This is a genomic window from Jutongia huaianensis, from assembly GCF_014384985.1.
In the GTDB taxonomy this organism is placed as follows: Bacteria; Bacillota; Clostridia; order Lachnospirales; family Lachnospiraceae; genus Jutongia; species Jutongia huaianensis.
This window is the reverse complement of record NZ_JACRSX010000004.1, coordinates 151224-171030: the sequence shown is the minus strand read 5'-3', so window position 1 is coordinate 171030 and position 19807 is coordinate 151224. Positions and strand designations below refer to the sequence as shown.

General features: G+C 41.8%; 19 protein-coding genes. 14 read left to right on the top strand and 5 right to left on the bottom strand.

Annotated elements, in window-relative coordinates; genetic code table 11:
* Nucleotides 1-235: 235 nt before the first annotated feature.
* Together H8704_RS05560 and H8704_RS05555 are read right to left on the bottom strand one after the other, a co-directional pair.
* A complete protein-coding gene (locus tag H8704_RS05560) occupies nucleotides 236-2035 on the bottom strand; it encodes a BlaR1 family beta-lactam sensor/signal transducer (protein WP_118677749.1) in 1800 nt (599 codons plus the stop codon).
* Nucleotides 2028-2423, bottom strand: a complete 396-nt coding sequence (locus H8704_RS05555) for a BlaI/MecI/CopY family transcriptional regulator (protein ID WP_118508047.1) — start codon at nucleotides 2421-2423, stop codon at nucleotides 2028-2030. The genes H8704_RS05560 and H8704_RS05555 overlap by 8 nt, the downstream gene beginning before the upstream one ends.
* A gap of 219 nt (nucleotides 2424-2642) precedes the next feature.
* On the opposite strand from H8704_RS05555, the gene H8704_RS05550 reads away from it, so the two are divergent.
* Nucleotides 2643-2984, top strand: coding sequence for a hypothetical protein (locus tag H8704_RS05550; RefSeq protein ID WP_022465863.1), 342 nt, complete (start codon nucleotides 2643-2645; stop codon nucleotides 2982-2984).
* A 51-nt stretch (nucleotides 2985-3035) separates the two neighbouring features.
* Here the strand turns inward: H8704_RS05550 and H8704_RS05545 are convergent, their stop codons facing one another.
* Entirely contained in the window at nucleotides 3036-3386 is a 351-nt protein-coding gene (locus H8704_RS05545; RefSeq protein ID WP_118508048.1) for a helix-turn-helix domain-containing protein, read from the bottom strand.
* Between the two features lie 413 nt (nucleotides 3387-3799).
* Between H8704_RS05545 and H8704_RS05540 the strand changes: the two genes are divergently transcribed.
* From H8704_RS05540 to lgt, 6 genes are all read left to right on the top strand, one after another.
* Complete coding sequence (locus tag H8704_RS05540) at nucleotides 3800-4159, top strand: helix-turn-helix domain-containing protein (protein ID WP_118677753.1); 360 nt, start codon at nucleotides 3800-3802, stop codon at nucleotides 4157-4159.
* A gap of 544 nt (nucleotides 4160-4703) precedes the next feature.
* Nucleotides 4704-4919, top strand: a complete 216-nt coding sequence (locus tag H8704_RS05535; RefSeq protein ID WP_022465865.1) for a helix-turn-helix domain-containing protein — start codon at nucleotides 4704-4706, stop codon at nucleotides 4917-4919.
* 150 nt (nucleotides 4920-5069) lie between these two features.
* Entirely contained in the window at nucleotides 5070-5285 is a 216-nt protein-coding gene (locus tag H8704_RS05530; protein ID WP_022465866.1) for an excisionase, read from the top strand.
* Nucleotides 5286-5376: 91 nt separating this feature from the next.
* Entirely contained in the window at nucleotides 5377-6507 is a 1131-nt protein-coding gene (locus tag H8704_RS05525) for a site-specific integrase (RefSeq protein ID WP_249297619.1), read from the top strand.
* Between the two features lie 78 nt (nucleotides 6508-6585).
* Nucleotides 6586-7686, top strand: a complete 1101-nt coding sequence (gene ychF, locus H8704_RS05520) for a redox-regulated ATPase YchF (protein WP_022465868.1) — start codon at nucleotides 6586-6588, stop codon at nucleotides 7684-7686.
* Nucleotides 7687-7925: 239 nt separating this feature from the next.
* On the top strand, nucleotides 7926-8795 hold the full coding sequence (lgt, locus tag H8704_RS05515; protein WP_022465869.1) for a prolipoprotein diacylglyceryl transferase: 870 nt from the start codon (nucleotides 7926-7928) through the stop codon (nucleotides 8793-8795).
* A 174-nt stretch (nucleotides 8796-8969) separates the two neighbouring features.
* On the opposite strand, the gene H8704_RS05510 is transcribed toward lgt, so the two are convergent.
* The gene (locus H8704_RS05510) at nucleotides 8970-10601 is read right to left on the bottom strand and encodes an ABC-F family ATP-binding cassette domain-containing protein (RefSeq protein WP_022465870.1); all 1632 of its coding nucleotides are present in this window, start codon (nucleotides 10599-10601) and stop codon (nucleotides 8970-8972) included.
* 234 nt (nucleotides 10602-10835) lie between these two features.
* On the opposite strand from H8704_RS05510, the gene H8704_RS05505 reads away from it, so the two are divergent.
* Nucleotides 10836-12809, top strand: a complete 1974-nt coding sequence (locus tag H8704_RS05505; RefSeq protein WP_118677759.1) for an alpha-amylase family glycosyl hydrolase — start codon at nucleotides 10836-10838, stop codon at nucleotides 12807-12809.
* Between the two features lie 126 nt (nucleotides 12810-12935).
* On the opposite strand, the gene H8704_RS05500 is transcribed toward H8704_RS05505, so the two are convergent.
* Nucleotides 12936-13127, bottom strand: a complete 192-nt coding sequence (locus tag H8704_RS05500) for a hypothetical protein (protein ID WP_022465872.1) — start codon at nucleotides 13125-13127, stop codon at nucleotides 12936-12938.
* Between the two features lie 114 nt (nucleotides 13128-13241).
* On the opposite strand from H8704_RS05500, the gene H8704_RS05495 reads away from it, so the two are divergent.
* From H8704_RS05495 to H8704_RS05470, 6 genes are all read left to right on the top strand, one after another.
* Nucleotides 13242-13757, top strand: coding sequence for a DUF5721 family protein (locus tag H8704_RS05495; RefSeq protein ID WP_249297618.1), 516 nt, complete (start codon nucleotides 13242-13244; stop codon nucleotides 13755-13757).
* A gap of 247 nt (nucleotides 13758-14004) precedes the next feature.
* Nucleotides 14005-15744, top strand: coding sequence for a GspE/PulE family protein (locus H8704_RS05490; RefSeq protein WP_249297617.1), 1740 nt, complete (start codon nucleotides 14005-14007; stop codon nucleotides 15742-15744).
* 26 nt (nucleotides 15745-15770) lie between these two features.
* Complete coding sequence (locus tag H8704_RS05485) at nucleotides 15771-16829, top strand: type IV pilus twitching motility protein PilT (protein ID WP_022465875.1); 1059 nt, start codon at nucleotides 15771-15773, stop codon at nucleotides 16827-16829.
* A 264-nt stretch (nucleotides 16830-17093) separates the two neighbouring features.
* A complete protein-coding gene (locus H8704_RS05480) occupies nucleotides 17094-18308 on the top strand; it encodes a type II secretion system F family protein (protein ID WP_118677763.1) in 1215 nt (404 codons plus the stop codon).
* Between the two features lie 98 nt (nucleotides 18309-18406).
* The gene (locus tag H8704_RS05475) at nucleotides 18407-18904 is read left to right on the top strand and encodes a prepilin-type N-terminal cleavage/methylation domain-containing protein (protein WP_118677765.1); all 498 of its coding nucleotides are present in this window, start codon (nucleotides 18407-18409) and stop codon (nucleotides 18902-18904) included.
* A 23-nt stretch (nucleotides 18905-18927) separates the two neighbouring features.
* Nucleotides 18928-19695, top strand: a complete 768-nt coding sequence (locus H8704_RS05470) for a prepilin peptidase (RefSeq protein ID WP_118677767.1) — start codon at nucleotides 18928-18930, stop codon at nucleotides 19693-19695.
* The last annotated feature ends 112 nt before the right edge of the window (nucleotides 19696-19807 follow it).

Here is a 19807-nt window from a genome sequence, read left to right as displayed (position 1 = left end):
TCATTATACAGGATAATGCATGATGATACAGTAAAAAAACAAAATTTTGTTTAACCTAGTGGGTGAAATAAAATGTATTGCGAAAATCAGTTTCCAGCAGGTATTATTGCTGAAAAAAAAGGGATGTAACACTATGGTAAGTTTCACGGAATAAGGAAAAAATAAAGAGATTGGGTAAAGAATTATAATGTATGTTTATCCAATCTCTTTGATAATTAAAAGACATGTGAAATTTTTATTGTCTCCAGATATTCATGTCAGATAAGATAGACATGGTGATTTGTGCTGCACTATTTCCAGTAGCATCACTATTTGCACTGATATTGGTGGCAAAAAAGCAGGTATTATTTGTTGTTTCGATATAACCTACGAACCAACCGTTCACATCTTTGTCATCTATGCGTCCGGTACCGGTTTTCCCGTAAAGTTTCTTATCATTGACAGATGAAAGAAGAATGGAATTCTTTACTGCCTGAAGGTTGTTGGAATGGAATTCTAAATTGTTGGTTTGTAATTTTTTCAGAAGTTCCACTTGTTCTACAGGAGAAATTTTTAAGGTGGATTCTAGCCAATAGGAAGATAATCCGCCCATTATATTCTTATTTCCATATTCAATTTTGTTTAGATAATTTTGAATACGAGTAAGGGAAAGACGTTCATCTATTGTCTGGAAATACCAGTTAGCAGAGGCTGCCATAGCAGAATCTAGTGTCAGATCAGTATTCCATGCTTCAAAAGGATAGTCTTTTCCATCCCATATAAGTAGGGAGTTTTGTGGTGTAATAATATTTTCCTCTAATCCCCAAAGTGCATCATATATTTTATAAGTGGAGTCTGGAGATATACGATGGGTGGCATGTTCCATGTCATACACAGTCCAGCTATCACGATTGGAATTAAATAAAACAAAGCTGCCTTCATAATTCTTAAAGTATGAAGAAAGATCGGTCTGCGTTATATTTTCTGAAGAATAATTCCAGTTATATTGATCGTTGATAGCAGCATAGGATGAAATAAAAGGAGTAAAACTTATAATTCCAGCAGTAATCAGCATAAAGGCGATAATTCCAATTGCCTTCTTATGAAAAGAGGGATTTTTATAAGAAGCAATGCTAATGATACGCCGTTTTATCTGTTTGATATTTCCACCAAGACCTGCAGCAAACGGAAAAGGAGAAGAGGAAATCTTCTCAGCAAAATTAATCAGTGTATTTCCATATTTTTCATAATCGCATTCATCAAGCATTTTTAAAACGGAAGTATCGCAGGCAATCTCTCGATCATTACGCATTTCTTTTAACGCATACCAGACGATAGGATTAAACCAATATAGTATTGCTGTAAGAAACATTAGATAATTGGCAAGAGAGTCTTTGTGTTTATAATGTTGTAATTCGTGCAGCAAGATATAGCGCACATCCGTTTTCTGATGATCCGATATCAGATGAATTGGCATATAAATTCTGGTTTTAAAAATGCCTGTAATAATAGGTGTTTTTAGGAAAGCAGTGCTATAAATGGGGATATTCCTTGTGATTTTCATCTCGAATAAACATTGTTTATATAGTTTGCATATAGTGGTATTTTGAAGAGGAAGTGCGGATCTTTTTAAAGAACGCAATTGCAGTGAGGACTTTAGTACCAACACGAGCACTACAAACATACCGGCAATCCATACACATAACAAAATGCTTCTGATAATTGTCGGAGTGCTGGAATTTACAGAGATAGTAAATTCGTTCATCCAGTCAGAAGAATTGGAGAGGGTTGCAGGGGAGACTACGGTTTTATTTTGATCTGTTTGAAATGCCGGTGATATAATTACATGATTGAGCCAGGAAAAAAGGTCAGGAAACTGTTTACTTTGTACTGGGAAAAATGGTGTTAAAAGCAGAACAAGTAAAAAATACCATAAATTATACTGCATCCGGCTTGTCAGAGTGTTTTTAAAGATCCACTTGGATACTAAAAAAATGCCAATAATAATACTGATAACAATATTGCATAATAAAAAATGGGTTATAAATTCATCCATGCGTGGAACCTCCTGTAGGATCTTTTTTGGAAAGAAGAGAGCGTAAATCTTCCAGTTCTGTTTCGGATAAGTGGTCATTTTCAATATATGTGGATAACATGGCGGTGATATCCCCATGAAAATATCGTTCTAAAAAAGATTTACTTTTTTGATCAATATAATCAGATTCTTTCACTAAAGGTGAATAAACGAATACCCGGCTATCTTTTTCGTAGGTCAGAACTCCTTTATTAACAAGGCGTTTGATTAAGGTTTGTATAGTTTTTGCACTCCATGAAGATGTTGCTAAAAGTTTTTCAGTAATCTCATTTGTGTTAATAGGAGCATACTTCCAAACAATTTTCATCACTTCATATTCAGCTTCTGATATTTGTGGTAATGCACTCATGTAGACACCTCCTAATTCTTACGAGTGTAATATACATATTTTATTATAAAGCCCACTATATACAAAGTCAAATAAAAACTTGACTATTTATCTTACGCGTGTAATAATTAAAATATTACAAGCGTAAGAAATATGCCTTGTGATTAAAATCCGTTTTTAACTGTGTGGTGTAACAATTCTAAATATGTAAATACTACATACAAGAATGGAGGCGAAAATATGGAAAGTGATCAGATATGGAACCAAGTGGCGAAATTTATGCAACAATTGCGTGGCGAAAATTTATCGAAAAAATCAATAATTCAGATACCAGGACAGAAAAATGCTAAAAATGAATTGGAAAAGATACAGGCGATTGGAAAAGAGCGGATGAAGCATATGAAGGAAACCGAACAAAGAATTATTCAGAAATGGATAGAATGCTTGGAAGATAATGCATCACTAGAGGCTCAACAGGCTTATTGTCAGGGATATATAGATTGTCTGTTCTTATTGTGTGGTATGGGAATTATTGAAAAAGATAGTGTGGCAAATGATATTTTTGAACAGTTGAATAAATAATAGAAAAGGTTCATTTTATGACAAAACGAACCTTGAATATTAGAGCAAAAATTAAATATCAGAATTGTCTGTGCGAGTGTCATCGACTGATAGGACAGCTTCTGCGATTGCGAGGAGAGTTTTAAGCTGTTTCTCATCGCATTGAAGTAGATGTCTTTGTAATTTTTGGTATGTACTGTTGTTCAGGTTTTTATCTGGATAAATTACAGTATCAGCAGATAAATTAAAATATTGTATGGTTTTGGCAAAAACCTCAAGGCTGGGAGTATTCTTAAAGCGCTCCAAGTCTTTCAAATATGATAATGAAAGATCAAGAATTTCAGCCAATTCAGCTTGTGTGAGTTTTTTATCCATACGGGCATTTTTCATAACAGTGCCAAACTGTTTTGGGTTGAGAGCCATAGCGCCACCTCCTATAAGTATGTTATAGCCATACTTATAAAATGTAAAAATGGTAAAAAGATACTTTGTAGATATGGTATGACAGCACTAACGACAGATTGGAGTAAAAAATGATGGGAAAATGTGATAAACAGTTAAAAAAACACAATTTATTAAATTGGTGCATTGTACTATTTTAGGTATGGTTAAACCGACCTTATTTGGTGGGATTGGCGGAAAACTGAGAGAAAAGATGAGTAATGGTTATCGAAACTGTAATTATCATCTTTTCTCTTTTTATTTTGTAAAATATTTGTTGAATAAAACAAAGAACTTTATAAAAAATACGCCGATAAATCGTGGAAATACACCGAAATATGTGTTCTATATCTTTTTCTTATGTCAAGTTATACTTGTCTCAGAGGAAAAAGGGGGTGTCTGCCATTAGTAAATCTGTTAGAAACCAGTATCTTGAATTTTTAGCGGAAACAGGTATGACACGCTACGAATTTTCAAAACGAAGTGGTATTCCGGAAAGCACATTATGGAGTTTGGGACAGAAGGAAGATTATGATGTGCGGGAAAGTAATATACGAAAAATAGCAAAGGGCATGGGTGTTCCGGCTTCAGATCTTTTTAATGATAATGAGAATACCATTTGTCTCGAAGATAGGAGTGAGGTTTGGATTATAAAGAATTATAGACGATTATCTGAGCGTCAGAAAGGGCGTATAGAAGGTTACATAAAAGCATTACTTGATCAAACAGGAAGAAATGATTTTCAATCTGAGTAGAGGGTATTTTGAAAAATAATCAAAATACCTTTTTCTTTTGAATGATACACCGATAAATCGTGGAAGATAACCGAAATATGTGTTCTTTGCAAGAGTAAAGCAGGCATTTATAATTTAGATGTGTCCACACAGGAAAACATTTTTTCTGGGGGAGCACGACAATTAAATATGATGACTTCACTGGACATAGGGAACAGTTACGCATTGCGCCGTGCCGCAGATGCGCCAGGATCGGTAAGGATGAATTGATGGAGATGAAATATACATTTGATCAATCTGCCTGATGTGAGATGCCGGGAGCGATAACATCCATGCAAAAGAGGAATTGTGGTGATTCCGTGGTTGCGACTGTTCTACGATAATGATACTCCCTTTATGGTCTATAAGAGATGGTGCGAGTCCAGAGTGTGCTGCTGACCACAGCAACCGGTGATTTCAACTGGAGATTATATATATCAACAAGAGATTATTTAATTAACACTTGACAAAATACGCATAGCGTATATAATATTGTTATACGCTAAAATTATTGGAAGGTGGCAATATGAAAGGATATGAATTATTAAAAGAAGCTCGTAGATTATCCGGAATGAAGCAGAAGGATATGGCGAAGTATTTTTACATGCCATATCGAACTTACCAAGACTGGGAACTTGGAAATAGGGTTATTCCAGAATACATACTTCGTTTGGTACTCTATAAGCTTGAAATGGAAAAGATCATTCCATCAGGTCTTTTAGAAAGCATGGATGAGAAATAGTCTGTTGTTGATGTATAAGTCAAACAAGGAACAAATGATTTGTTCTATGTGACTAACATCGATGCTTGCTGTTTCATTATCTGGCATTGTTAGTATTATGCAGAAAATAAAGAGCAGATGTTGAATGATGATTTATTACGAGGTGATTTTATGGGAGAAAAGACGAAAGAAAAACAGGAAGTCAGAATATCTGAAAAATTGTTATTGTCGATTAATGAGGCAAATGCTTTAAGCGGAATTGGACAGAATAAGCTCAGAGAGCTTACACTAGATCCACGCTGCCCATTTGTTTTATTTGTTGGTAGAAAGCGTTTGATAAAAAGGAAAGCTTTTGAAGCCTTCATTGACAAGGAACTGGAGATATAGCTACCGGGTTCTTTGTGGACAAAGAAGAGTGAATATGGTACAATACAATGTGCTGTATTGAGCTTTTCTTTGGATAAAAGGAGGCTTATACATGGGACAAGACCTGAAAGGTCATGAACTTGGAGTTGGAATTGCTCAAAGGAAAGATGGGCGTTATACTGCAAGATTCGTTGACAAGAGAGGTAAAAGAAAACAGAAGTATTTCAAAAAACTTCAAGAGTGTCGTCGATGGCTGGCAGAAGCAGCGTATATAGATCGGAATTCTGATCTATCTGCCGGTGATAGTATGACAGTGGATGCGTGGTTTGATTATTTCTTAAATAGTGTAAAAGGTCCTACTATTCGACCGAACACACGGAGAAATTACACAGAACGATATGAAAACAATATCAAAGATCATATCGGAAGGATGCATTTAGCAGATGTAAAACCAATACATTGTCAACAGATTTTGAATGAGATGGCACCTCAATATGCTGAAAGTACAATCTATCAGTGCAGGGTTACCCTATATACTTTGTTTGAAGCCGCAGTTGAAAATGATATATTATTGCGAAATCCTGTTAAAAAAACAGTGAAGATTCCCCAAAGTAAGAAGCCTAAGAAACGAAGAGTTCTTACGGTAGAGGAACAAAAACGGTTTCTGGATGTTGCATATGGGACAAGCAATTATAATCAATTTGCCTTTTTGCTGCAGACAGGACTTCGAACCGGAGAGATGATTGGGCTGAAGTGGTCTGATATTGATTTTAAGAAGGGTGTGATCCGTATTGAGAGAAGTATGGAATACAGACATGCTACTGGAGAGTGGCGTATAGGTCCGCCAAAGAGCAAAAGCGGTTACAGGGAAATTCCTATGACGGCTGAGTGCATCAGAATCTTGGAGTGTCAAAAGATGAAGATGTTTTCTTTGAAAGATGTTGATCCACAGTATAAAGAATTTGTTTTCCTCTGCAGAAAAGGGGAACCGACCAAAAATTCTGTTTATGATACTTCGTTGTTTAAATTAGCACAAAAAGCAGGGATGGACTCTTTCTCAATGCATACGCTTCGTCATACATATGCTACCAGATGTATTGAGGCAGGAATGCGACCTAAGACGCTACAGCTGCTTCTGGGTCATTCGAATATTGGCATTACAATGAATTTGTATGTCCATTTGACGGATGATGAAAAGAAGAAGGAAGTAGAAAAAGTTGAAAGAATGCTGAAAATGGTGTAAAAAATGGTGTAAACGCTTGCCGCAGTTACGCCGAAACACCATAAAATAAAGGCTTAACAAAGAAAGGAAAGATAGAAAATGAAACTAGGAATTGTAGGACTTCCAAACGTAGGAAAAAGTACACTTTTTAACTCACTCACAAAGGCCGGTGCAGCAGAGGCCGCCAACTACCCATTCTGTACGATTGAACCAAATGTTGGTATCGTACCTGTTCCGGACAAGCGGCTGGATGTTTTGGCAGAAATGCACCAGTCAGCAAAGGTAGTTCATGCAACGATTGAGTTTGTAGATATCGCAGGTCTGGTAAAGGGCGCATCCAAAGGGGAGGGACTTGGTAATCAGTTCCTTGCCAATATCCGTGAGGTTGATGCCATCGTTCATGTGGTACGTTGTTTTGATGATTCCAATATTGTGCATGTAGATGGAAGTGTTGATCCGGTCCGTGATATTGAGACGATCAATTTGGAGCTGCTGTTCTCGGATATGGAGATATTGGAAAGACGTTATGCAAAGCTGGTGAAGAGTGTTAAGAATGATAAGACACTTGTGAAAGAGACAGAGTTGGTGGAGAAGCTCAAGAAGCATATGGAAGATGGTAATCTGGCGAAGACCTATGAGCCGGAGGATGATGACGAGAAAGCATTGCTGGAAAGCTTTAATCTGCTGACATACAAGCCGACAATCTATGCTGCAAATGTATCAGAGGACGATCTGGCGGATGATGCAGCTTCTAATGACTATGTAGCGAAGGTTCGTGAGTTTGCAAAGCAGGAAGGCTCAGAGGTATTTGTGATCTGTGCACAGATCGAGCAGGAAATTGCAGAGCTGGAGGAGGACGAAAAGAAAGAATTCCTGGAGGATCTGGGACTTTCGGAGTCCGGCTTAGACAAGCTGATCTCTGCAAGCTACAATCTGCTGGGGCTGATCAGCTATCTGACAACCGGTCCGGATGAGAGCCGTGCGTGGACGATCGAGAGGGGTACAAAGGCTCCTCAGGCAGCAGGAAAGATTCATACAGACTTTGAACGCGGCTTTATTCGTGCAGAGGTTGTAAGCTACGACAATCTGGTAGAGCAGGGCAGCATGAATGCGGCGAAAGAAAAAGGACTTGTCCGTTCCGAAGGAAAAGACTACGTTGTACAGGACGGCGACGTTGTATTATTCCGTTTTAATGTGTAAAACGATTTAGAGCCACATAGAAATCAGCGAAAGAAACTATGTCAAACTTGTTTGAAAAGTAGTTTCTTTCGTTGATTTCATGAGGGGTCAATCCCCTCAACCGCAGACAAAAGCTGCAAAGCAGCGAGAGCCTGCGTTAGCAGGCGGGTCTGCGGTATGTGGCTCTGAATCATATATGGACGAATAAATAAAGACTGACAGGTTTGCTGACAAAGCAAATAAAGAAAGGAGAACTTTATATGGCTCCGGACATTCGATTTCCCCATCTGGGGATAGAAATTGCATCACTGGGGAAAGGCATTACCATTGGTGGTTTCACGATTGCATTTTATGGAATGATCATTGCATTTGGTATGGTGATGGGATATCTGATGACAGCATTTCAGGCAAAGCGCACCGGGCAGGAGCCGGATCTTTATCTGGATCTTGCGCTGTGGGATATTGTATTTGCTGTGATTGGTGCGAGAATATATTATGTTGTATTTAGTTGGGATTACTATAAGGATAATTTGCCGCAGATATTTAATACCCGTGGTGGCGGTCTTGCGATTTACGGCGGTGTGATCGCCGGTGTGATCACAACTATTATCTTTGGAAAGGTTCGGAAGCAGAATTTCTTTCAGCTGCTGGATACTGCCTGTGTCGGTCTGATCACGGGGCAGCTCATTGGCCGTTGGGGCAATTTCTGTAACCGGGAGGCGTTTGGTGGATATACCAATGGTCTGTTTGCTATGCAGCTCAAAGAGAGTGACGTGGCATCCTCCAATCTGACGCACGCCGTGTTGAAGCATATTGTAGAAATTGACGGAACCAGATACATTCAGGTTCATCCGACATTTCTTTATGAATCTCTTTGGAATGTTGGCGTGCTGGTCGTATTGCTGCTTTTTACAAAGCATCGCAAATATAATGGTCAGATCTTTTTGATCTATCTGCTGGGGTATGGTCTGGGCAGAGTATGGATCGAGGGTCTGCGGACAGACCAGTTGATCTTTTTCGGAACAGGTGTAGCGGTTTCTCAGGTGCTTTCCGGAGTATTGGTAGTGGCATCGGCAGGAATCCTGATCTATCAGTATGTAAAAGGGCGGCAGGAAAAAAAGACTGCCTGATAAAGGATACAAGCAGGTGTGCAGTGTTTAGACAAGACATAAAATGAACACATAAAACAATATAAATAATTAAAAACAGAGAGGAATATGAATAAGTTTCATATTCCTCTCTGTTTTGTACGATAAATTTCCGTTTATCAGTCATTTTATAAATTAGAATCAATAATTGATACATTAATCTTCATCTTCATTCTGTACAGACAGAAGCTGTCTCTTGCGGGCCATTTCATCACTGTCCAGATATTCGTCGTAGGTAGAAATCTTATCGATCAGACCGCCCGGTGTGATCTCCATAATACGGTTGGCAATCGTCTGGATAAACTGATGATCCTGCGAGGTGAAGAGTACCACGCCTGGAAATTTGATCAGACCATTATTTAATGCAGTGATAGATTCCATATCCAGATGGTTGGTTGGCTCATCCATGATCAAAATATTGGATGCAAGGATCATCATCTTGGACAGCATAACACGGACACGTTCACCACCGGAAAGGACATTCACTTTCTTGATACCGTCTTCACCAGGGAAAAGCATACGACCGAGGAAACCACGTACATAGGTCGGATCCTTCTCCGGAGAGAATGGCATCAGCCAGTCAACAATCGTGTCATCACTGGCAAAAAGCTCTGTATTGTCCTTCGGGAAGTAAGAGAAGCTTGTGGTCACGCCCCACTTGTAAGATCCCTCATCCGGTTCCATTTCTCCGGCAAGGATCTGGAACAGGGTAGTAGCGGCGATCGTATTGCTTCCTACGAAAGCAACCTTATCTTCGCGGCCGATGATAAAGGAAATATCATCCAGAACCTTTACTCCGTCAATAGTCTTGGAAAGATGTTCTACGGTAAGAACCTCATTACCGATCTCGCGCTCCGGACGGAAATCAATATAAGGATATTTACGGCTGGAAGGTTTCATATCGTCCAGCTCAATTTTTTCCAATGCACGTTTTCTGGAGGTTGCCTGCTTCGACTTGGAAGCGTTGGCGCTGAATCGCTGGATAAATTCCTGCAGCTCCTTGATTTTTTCCTCTTTCTTCTTATTTGCTTCTTTCATCTGTTTGATCATCAACTGGCTTGACTCATACCAGAAGTCATAGTTTCCGGCATAAAGCTGGATTTTGGCATAATCAATATCTGCAATATGGGTGCAGACCTTGTTCAGAAAATAACGGTCGTGTGATACCACGATCACGGTATTGTCAAAATCAATCAGGAAATCCTCCAGCCAGCGGATCGCTTCCAGATCCAGGTGGTTGGTCGGCTCGTCAAGCAGGAGAATATCAGGATTACCAAAAAGTGCCTGTGCCAGGAGGATTTTCACCTTCTCATTGGCAGGCAGCTCGCTCATCATCATAGAATGTGTCTCGGTAGGTACGCCAAGTCCATTCAGGAGAGTAGCAGCATCGGATTCCGCTTCCCATCCATTCATAGTAGCAAATTCCTCTTCAAGCTCAGCTGCACGGATACCGTCCTCATCACTGAAATCCGGTTTTGCGTAGATCTCGTCCTTTTCCTTCATGATCTGGTAAAGACGCTCATTTCCCATAATAACGGTATCCAGTACAGAATACGCATCATACTGGAAGTGGTCCTGTTTCAGGAAAGAAAGACGCTGTCCCGGTGTGATAATGATATCACCTTTTGACGGTTCGATCTCGCCGTTCAAAATTTTCAGAAAAGTTGATTTACCGGCACCGTTGGCACCGATCAGTCCATAACAGTTGCCTTCGGTAAACTTGATATTTACATCCTCAAAGAGGGCCTTTTTGCCAAGACGTAATGTGACATTGCTTGCTTGTATCATCGAAATCCTCCATTCGTGCTCAAATTCGTTAATTACATATTATAAAGCATATTCCCTATAATAAGGCATACACCTCTCTATTTTACAGAAAACTGGCGATTTTGCAAGAGGCAAATGAAATTTATGCGGAGGGTGCCATTTTTTTTGACACGCTGACAGAAAATGTAGTACAATAAAATATACTACCGTTATGAACGATTGATACGGTAAAACAATTGGGAAGGCTGGAGATACATGGACAAGACAGAGAAATTGTTTCGATATAAACAGGGAGATACATTGCCTTTTGGTGTAACAAAGGTGGCGGATGGTGTACAGTTCGCAGTTTCTATTCCGAAGGGCGGGGACTGCTATCTGAATATATATAAGACCGGGCAGAAACGTCCGTCCTGCAGAATACGCCTGTCGAGAGAATATCGGCGTGGCAGTGTATATTTTGTAAAGATTACGGATTGTCCGGACACAGATGATCAGCATACTGTAGCGGATATATTGTCCCGTGACTATGAATATATGTACGAGGTGGATGGCAGAGAGTTCGTTGATCCCTATGCGGCTGTGATTCATGGCAGAGAGCGCTGGGGACGCAGAACGGGAGAAGGAAACAGGATCCGGGGAGGAATCAGTCTGGAAAGCTTTGACTGGCAGGATGACAGTCCGTTAAGTATTCCGTTTTCAGATATGATCCTGTATCAGCTTCATGTCAGAGGGTTTACCAGACATGCCTCTTCGAAGGTGGCACACCGGGGCAGCTTTGATGGTCTTCGGGAGAAGATTCCGTATTTAAAGGAGCTGGGGATCAATGCAGTATTGCTGCTTCCATGCTATGAGTTTGATGAGATTCAGATTGGTGCGAAGGTTCATGGGGCGCCGAAGCAGGCTGCCGGTAAAACGACAGATTCTGTGGCTGTGGGAGCCGGTAAACATAAGGAAAATGTGGTTCAGGAGAAAGGGAAGATCAATTACTGGGGATATGGACAGAGTGAGACATATTACTATGCGCCGAAAGCTGCATATGCAGCAGATCCGCATCAGGCCGGTGTAGAGTTTAAGACTCTGGTCCGTAGTCTGCATCAGGCAGGAATAGAAATTTTGCTGGATATTTATTTTATGCCGGGGACAAACGTCTGTCTGATGGAGGATTGTTTGAGAAACTGGGTATTGGAGTATCATGTGGACGGTTTTCGTGTTAATCAGGAGGTGATGCCGTCACAGATGCTTGTATCAGACCCTATTTTATCCGGAGTTAAGCTGTTGACAGATTACTGGAACAGAGAGCTTGTTGCCGGAGCGGGGAACAATGGTCTGCTGGCAGAGTATAATGAGGGATTTATGAACTGTGCACGCCGTTATCTGAAAAGCGATGAGGGGCAGGTAGAGGGCTTCTCAGGATTTTTCCGGAGAGGAAGCGGGCAGATTGCCAATATTAATTTTATGACCTATGTCAACGGATTTACTATGATGGATCTGGTATCCTATGATGTGAAGCATAATGAGGAGAACGGAGAGGGCAATCAGGATGGCACGGAGTACAATTACAGCTGGAACTGTGGGATAGAGGGAAAGAGCCGCAAAAAATACATTCTTTCCCGGCGGATGTGCCAGATACGCAATGCGTTTGCAATGATGCTTCTGGCGCAGGGAACACCGATGCTGCTGGCGGGAGATGAGTTTGGCAACAGTCAGGAAGGTAATAACAATCCATACTGCCAGGATAACGAGATTACCTGGCTTGACTGGAGGATGACCAGCATGCGTGCCGGGATTTTAGAATACGTCAAAAAGCTCATAGCATTCCGAAAAGAACACCCGGTGCTTCATCAGGGGAGAGAACTTTATATGTTTGATTCTCTGTCATGCGGTATGCCGGATGTTTCCATACACGGCACACAGGCATGGAGAGCAGACTTTTCTTATTATAGCCGGATGCTGGCAGTTCTTTTGTACGGTGATTACCAGCAGAAGGCCGGAAAACCGGACGACTCCATATATATCATTTTTAATATGTATTGGGAGCCGAAATCCTTTGATCTGCCCAACCTGCCGGGGGAGAGGGAGTGGTATCCGGCCATAGAGACTTATGGCAATACTTTCAGTACGGTTCCACAGCCGGTACGAAAGAAAAGAAGTCATAAAAAGCCTTCCTTGGAAAGCCAGAAAAAAACAATCGTTCCACCGCGGTCGGTTGTTGTTTTTGTGGGACGGTAAAGACGGCCGGATCACTGAAAAGAGCAGAACCGGTATGTTTGCCGGAATATATGTAATAGCCGGACTTTCATCCGGCTATTTTGAATAAAGCAAAACATTCGTATTGCTTTTTGGCTGCAGGCTGCATTACAGATCGTGATTCTCCACGATCTCCTCATACAGATCGATATCACATACCTTGCCAGGAGTATAGTGGGTACAGTTCTGGCAGGAAATGGCTTCGTCTTTGCTTGAGTTTGAGCAGTTACAGTTATCGCAGCGGCAGTATTTGGTACATCTTTCCGCTACTTCTTTCATGGTTTTTGCATCTTTTTTCATGATTGAATCCTCCAGCGCGATTTATAGTTAAGACAAAGACAAAGCTGCTGTCTCCGGAGTTTTACAGCAGCCGGTCTTGTCGTGGTACTATTATGTACAGAAAGCAGGTTTTTTATGATAGTGATAAAAATAATTGATATAAAAAATTTTATGGCACATTTGTTATTGCAGGAAACCTTTGATCATTTTCTGCTTTTTGAGGCACGGGCGGTTACATCTTCCGAAATGGTGCTCAAAGGCAAAAGGCGTGCAGATTGGTATGACAGCGAAATGTGGCAGCAGATGCAGGCGGAGACCGGCAGCCATGACTGCGGCTATATGACCTGGGCTGAAATGAGAGAAACGGTATTTCTATTTATTAAAGGAAAGAAATCACCGGATAAGCTGTATATTGATCTGGAAACCTCTGAAAAGCAGCGAAAGCAGATCCTGGGAGAGAAAATATCCGCAGAGTGTGATCAGATGCCGTCGCTGCGGCTACAGATCCGGTTTGAAAAAGGAGAGCTTCTGATGGTGCCGGTGGTCTCTTATCCTGTATTCACATTAGACAGATCAGGGGAGAGCTTATGGGAAGAGGCGCTGCAATCCTTCTTGCGGCACTACAAAATAGCGTTTCAGAGGGAAACGTAAGAAAAAGCGGGTTATACCTGCTTTTTTGATTTCAGCAAAATTACGAAAATCATTACGCTATTTTTTGTTTCCGCTTGCTAAATGTCTCATAAACGTATATAATAATATAAATATGCAGGCACAAAAGAATAAAGAATGACGTACGAGGAATTACATCTGTTGTGCCTATGCCTGAATGGGACAAAGGAGAAGAGGGCTCCGGAACGTGAGAGGAGCCTGTGAAAAAGGATGGATAGGGGGATCTAGCATGGATAATTCGATTGCAAGCAGATTGCGCAGAAAGAAACGACTGGGAGATTTGCTGCTTGGAGCGGGTGTTATTACACAGGAGCAGTTGGAGGAAGCGTTAAAGAAGCAGAAGGAAGCCGGAAATGGTCAGAAGCTTGGTATGACCCTTGTAGATATGGGTATCATGAATGATGAGATCATCGCAGAGGCACTTTGTCACCAGATGGGGTTGGAACGTGTACATCTGGCAGGCATTACCATTGAGGATGAGGTGCTGGCTCTGGTAGACGAGAAGGTTCTGCGAAAGTATATGCTTTTACCGTATGAGTTCGCTCCGGACAATCCCAATGTCCTTCGTGTAGCATTTTCAGATCCGCTGGATATGATCGCAATGGATGATCTGTCGATCATCACCGGTATGCAGATAGAAGTTCGTGTTACCACGGTCAAGGATGTATCCCAGGCGTTGGATCGTTTCTATGGTAATTCCGAGGCAATGAAGGTGGCAGATCAGTTTGCTGCTGAGCGTCGTGAAAAATATGGCAATAATAAGGATGGAAAAGAGGAGTCCGAGGAGGTTAAGCAGGCACCGATCGTTCGTCTGGTTAATCAGATCATTGAGCAGGCAGTACATAAAAGAACATCCGATATTCACTTTGAACCGCTGGAGAATCAGCTCCGTATCCGGTTCCGTGTCGATGGTGTGCTTCAGGAGGCGATGCGTCATGATATTTCATTGCTGTCAGCGATGGTTGCACGTATCAAGATCGTTGGCGGTATGGATATTTCCGAGAAGCGTAAACCACAGGATGGTCGTATGACACAGATCGTCGATCGGCAGGAGTACGATATTCGTGTATCTATTCTTCCGACAGTATATGGTGAGAAGATCGTTATGCGTCTTGCACAGAAGACTGCTTTGAGCCGTGATAAGAAAGATCTTGGATTTGAGCCGGAGGAGCTTCACCGGTTTGAGGATATTCTGAAGCATCCAAATGGCATTATGCTTGTTACAGGACCTACCGGTTCCGGTAAATCAACGACTCTTTATACGGCACTCAGTGAGCTGAATACCGACGAAGTAAATATCATCACGGTAGAGGACCCGGTCGAGGCCAATATCAATGGTATCAATCAGGTACAGGTAAATGCCAAAGCGGGACTTACCTTTGCCGCGGCACTTCGTTCCATTCTGCGTCAGGATCCGGACATTATCATGATCGGTGAGATTCGAGACGGTGAGACCGCCGGTATTGCCGTTGAGTCCGCTATCACGGGTCACTTGGTAGTTAGTACACTCCATACGAACAGTGCGGCAAGTACCATCAGCCGTCTTGCAGATATGGGGATTGAGAATTATCTGATCTCTGATGCAGTGATCGGAGTTATTGCACAGCGACTTCTTCGCCGCGTCTGTCCGCGGTGTAAGCGTATGGTGCCGGCAGATGACCTGGAAAAGAAAGAGCTTGGTATCCCGGAGGAGAAGTGGGGAGAGGAAATATTAATTCCTCATATTGAGCCAAACGAGGAATGTCTGGAGTGTGGAGGCGCCGGATACAAAGGACGTATCGGTATCTACGAGATCATGCAGATGTCTCCGAGTCTTAAGCGTATCATTGCAACCGGTGGTACAGCAGAAGAGCTGGAGAAGCAGGCGATCGCAGAAGGTATGAACACACTTGTTATGTCAGCTAATAAACAGGTATTGAAGGGTATTACGACACTGCAGGAAGTACATCGTGTCGCTTATGATAATTAATCTATAGAATATGGAGGGTTTACAAAATGGAAATCACAATGGACAGTTTGCTGGAAATTGCCAGAGACGTGGGAGCATCCGACGTACATATTACGGTTGGACTTCCACCGAAAATGCGTGTAAATGGTACGATCGAGGATATTATTCCTCATGTGCTGACCTCTCATGATACACAGACGCTGGTTCTTTCTATTATGAATGAGAGACAGGTTGCCACCTTAAAGAGAGATGGTGAGGCGGATTTCTCTTATAGTACAGAAGCGTTGGGACGATTCCGTTGTAATGTGTTCCGCCAGAAGAATTCCTTTGCAGCAGTACTTCGTCTGATCAATACTGTGATCCCGGCACCGGAGAAGTTAGGTCTCCCATGGTCTGTTATGGATCTGGCCAAAAGAAAACGTGGCCTGGTACTGGTTACAGGACCTACCGGTAGTGGTAAGTCTACGACACTGGCATCCCTGATCAATATGATCAATGAGAATCGTAAAGAGCATATTATTACATTGGAGGACCCGATCGAGTACCTTCATAAGCATAAAAACTCTATTGTCAATCAGCGAGAGATCGGATTTGATACCCTTTCCTTTGCAAATGGTATCCGTGCAGCACTTCGTGAGGATCCGGATGTTATCCTTGTCGGAGAGATGCGTGACCAGGAGACGATCGGTGCAGCCATTACCGCAGCCGAGACCGGTCACCTGGTGTTCTCCACACTGCATACCATTGGTGCGGCAGCAACCATCGATCGTGTTATCGACGTATTCCCACCACATCAGCAGCAGCAGATCCGTGTGCAGCTTGCAATGGTACTGCTGGCAGTTATCTCCCAGCAGTTGATGCCGACCTCTGACGGTAAGGGACGAGTTGCGGCGTATGAGGTTATGCATACGGTACCTGCGATTGCAAGTAATATCCGTGATGCCAAGACACATCAGATCCCATCTACGATCCAGACCAGCAAAAAGATGGGTATGCAGACCATGGATGATGCGATCTTTGATCTGTATCATGATCTGAAGATTTCAGCAGATACTGCATTGGAGTTCGCTCAGGAGCCGGAGGTTCTCAAACGTAAATTGTTCTAATTTGTCGAATAAAACAGAAATGTTTCACAAAGATGGTTCACATAATAGAGATGTCATTTGGACAATATGTATAAAAATGAGGTCAAAATTATGTGAACTATTTTTTATAGAAATTTAATAAATGTCGTTGAAAAAGTGAGACGAATGTAGTACAATCAAAAAAGTGATACTGTATATAACTATCGGGGATGTTATATACAACACAAATAAACGACCCATTGTGAGTATGACATCTCACACAGAGGGGTAGAAAAGGGTGATGAATTGGCAGCATTTAATTATGTGGCGGTAGACGCCAATGGTAAACAAAAGAAGGGAACTCTGGAAGCCGCCAATGAGGCAGCTGCAAGGAATTCTCTGAAGGCAGAGGGACTGATCCCGATCAGTGTGGAGATTCCGAATGCTTTAAATAAGGATATTGAGATCAGCATTGGTAAAAAAGTAAAGGCTAGAGATCTTTCCGTGTTCTGTAAGCAGTTTGAGAGTATCCTGCATGCCGGTGTTACAGTTATTCAGGCACTCCAGATGATCACCGATCAGGTGACTAACAAGTATCTAAAGAAAGCACTGGATCAGACGCGTATCCTGGTGGAGAAAGGTGAGTCTCTGGCAGATGCTATGAGAGCTCAGGAGGGAATCTTCCCGGATATGCTTTTGAACATGGTGGAGGCCGGCGAGGCATCCGGTAGTTTGGAGACATCTTTTTGCCGAATGGCAGAACAGTTCGAAAAGGATAACAAGACGCAGAGTATGATCAAGCAGGCGTTGATTTATCCGATCGTACTTTTAGTGGTTGTTGCTGGTGTCGTTGTGTTAATGCTTACATATATTATTCCACAGTTTAAAGATACTTTGGAGGGGGCTGGTATGGATCTTCCGGCAATTACAAAAATTGTTATGGCAATGAGTAATGGTATGATCCACTGGTGGTGGCTTGTTTTGATTATTATCGTGGCAATCGTGGTCACATTTCGTATATGGTCAAAGACGGAGAGCGGTGCTATTATTATGGGACGTGTTCTACTCCGTATTCCGCTGGTTGGAGATCTCCAGATCAAATCGGCAGCGGCTCGGCTGGCTCGTACACTGAGTACATTGATGGCATCCGGTATTCCGATGGTGGATGCAATTTCCATTGTAACGAAGCTGATGAGTAATCGTATTGTACAGAAGGTCATGGAAGAAGCAAGAGGTGAAGTGGAACGAGGAACACCGTTGTCGGTGCCGCTTCGGGATGCTGGTATTTTCCCACCGCTTCTTTATAATATGGCGGCGATTGGTGAGGAAACCGGTAATATGGAGGAAATGCTGGGGCATGCTGCTGATTTCTATGAGGAGGAAGTGGAGAATGCAACGAAAGCAGTAACTGCAATTATGGAGCCTGTGATCATCGTGCTGATGGCTGGGGTGGTTGTGCCGATTATGCTTGCAATTATGGCTCCAATGCTTTCTATGTACAGTGCGGCAGAAAATGCATAATGTTTTTGGAAAACAGAAAAATCTATTTTGTTTTGATCTTGGGGCTGTGCCAAGCAGTCTTTTGATAAATAAAATTCAATGAAAAGGAGATTATAATTATGAAGAAAGTTATCAAGAATTATCTCGCAAAGTTACAGGAAAATGACAAGAAAGGTTTCTCTCTTGTTGAGTTGATCATCGTTATGGCTATTATGGCTATCCTTGTTGGTATCGTAGCTTCTCAGGTACTTCCGTATATGGAGAAGTCTCGTATGTCAAAGGATCAGCAGCAGCTTAGCAGTCTCTGTACAGATGTAGTATCCGCTATTTCACAGGCTGATGGAACTGTTTCAACATTTGCAGCAACAGAGTTGAATGCGTGCACTGCATCAACCGGTGGTGCTGACTGGATTAAAGAGCTTGGTCTTCTTCGCAGTTCAGATGGAACAACTGCCAAATCGGTAGGAGATATTGAAGATGACATTGCTGACAAATTTAAATCTAAAACAGCAAAAGCTGATTCCGCAATTTTTGTTGCATATGATAATTCCACAGGTCAGGTAACTGTATATTGTGCAGGTGGAACAGTTGACAAACTCAAAGTTGTATCTGAGTAATTGTAATTAATAGGAGTCATGTCATGTCAGTAGCAGCGATAACTATAGTCTTATACATATTCGTCTTTCTCTTTGGAATTGTGATCGGCAGTTTTCTGAATGTCTGCATCTATCGTATTCCTTTAAAGGAAAGCATAGTGTTTCCACACTCCCATTGTATGACTTGTGGTTATCAGCTGCGCTGGTATGACCTGGTTCCGTTATTTAGTTTTTTATTTCTAAGGGGCAGATGCAGGAAGTGTCACACAAAGTTATCGCTTCAGTATCCCTTAGTGGAAGGCATGAATGGAGCATTATATGTGATCGTTTTCTTGGCGAACGGTTGGAATTATATGAGTGTCGTATATTGTCTCCTGACATCCGCCCTTATTGTTTTAAGTATCCTTGATTTCCGGACTATGGAGATTGCGGATGGTATCAATCTATTCATCTTATTGCTGGGGATTGCGGCAACATTGCTTGATCTGCATGCATGGAAGGATCACGTGATCGGAATGTTTTCTGTCAGCGTGTTTCTTTTGGTTATTTATCTTATTACTGTCGGAAGGGGAATCGGCGGTGGAGATATCAAGCTGATGTTTGGTGCAGGGTTATTGCTGGGGTGGAAAGGTGCTGTTTTGGCATTCTTTTTGGGATGTATCATTGGTTCAGTGATTCATCTGATCCGTATGGCAGTAAGTCATGCAGAGCATCGTCTGGCATTGGGACCTTATTTGTCTGTGGGGATCTGGTTCACGGCATTATGGGGAACTCCTTTGATTGATTGGTATATTGGTATGATTAAAATGTGATTGACCGCTTTTTGGATGATCGATCATAGTAACCGTTTATTGACGTTTTATTCAGAAGATGGCAGTAATTTTGCTGTCACAGAGAGTTTAACAGCGAGCTTACCATGAGCAT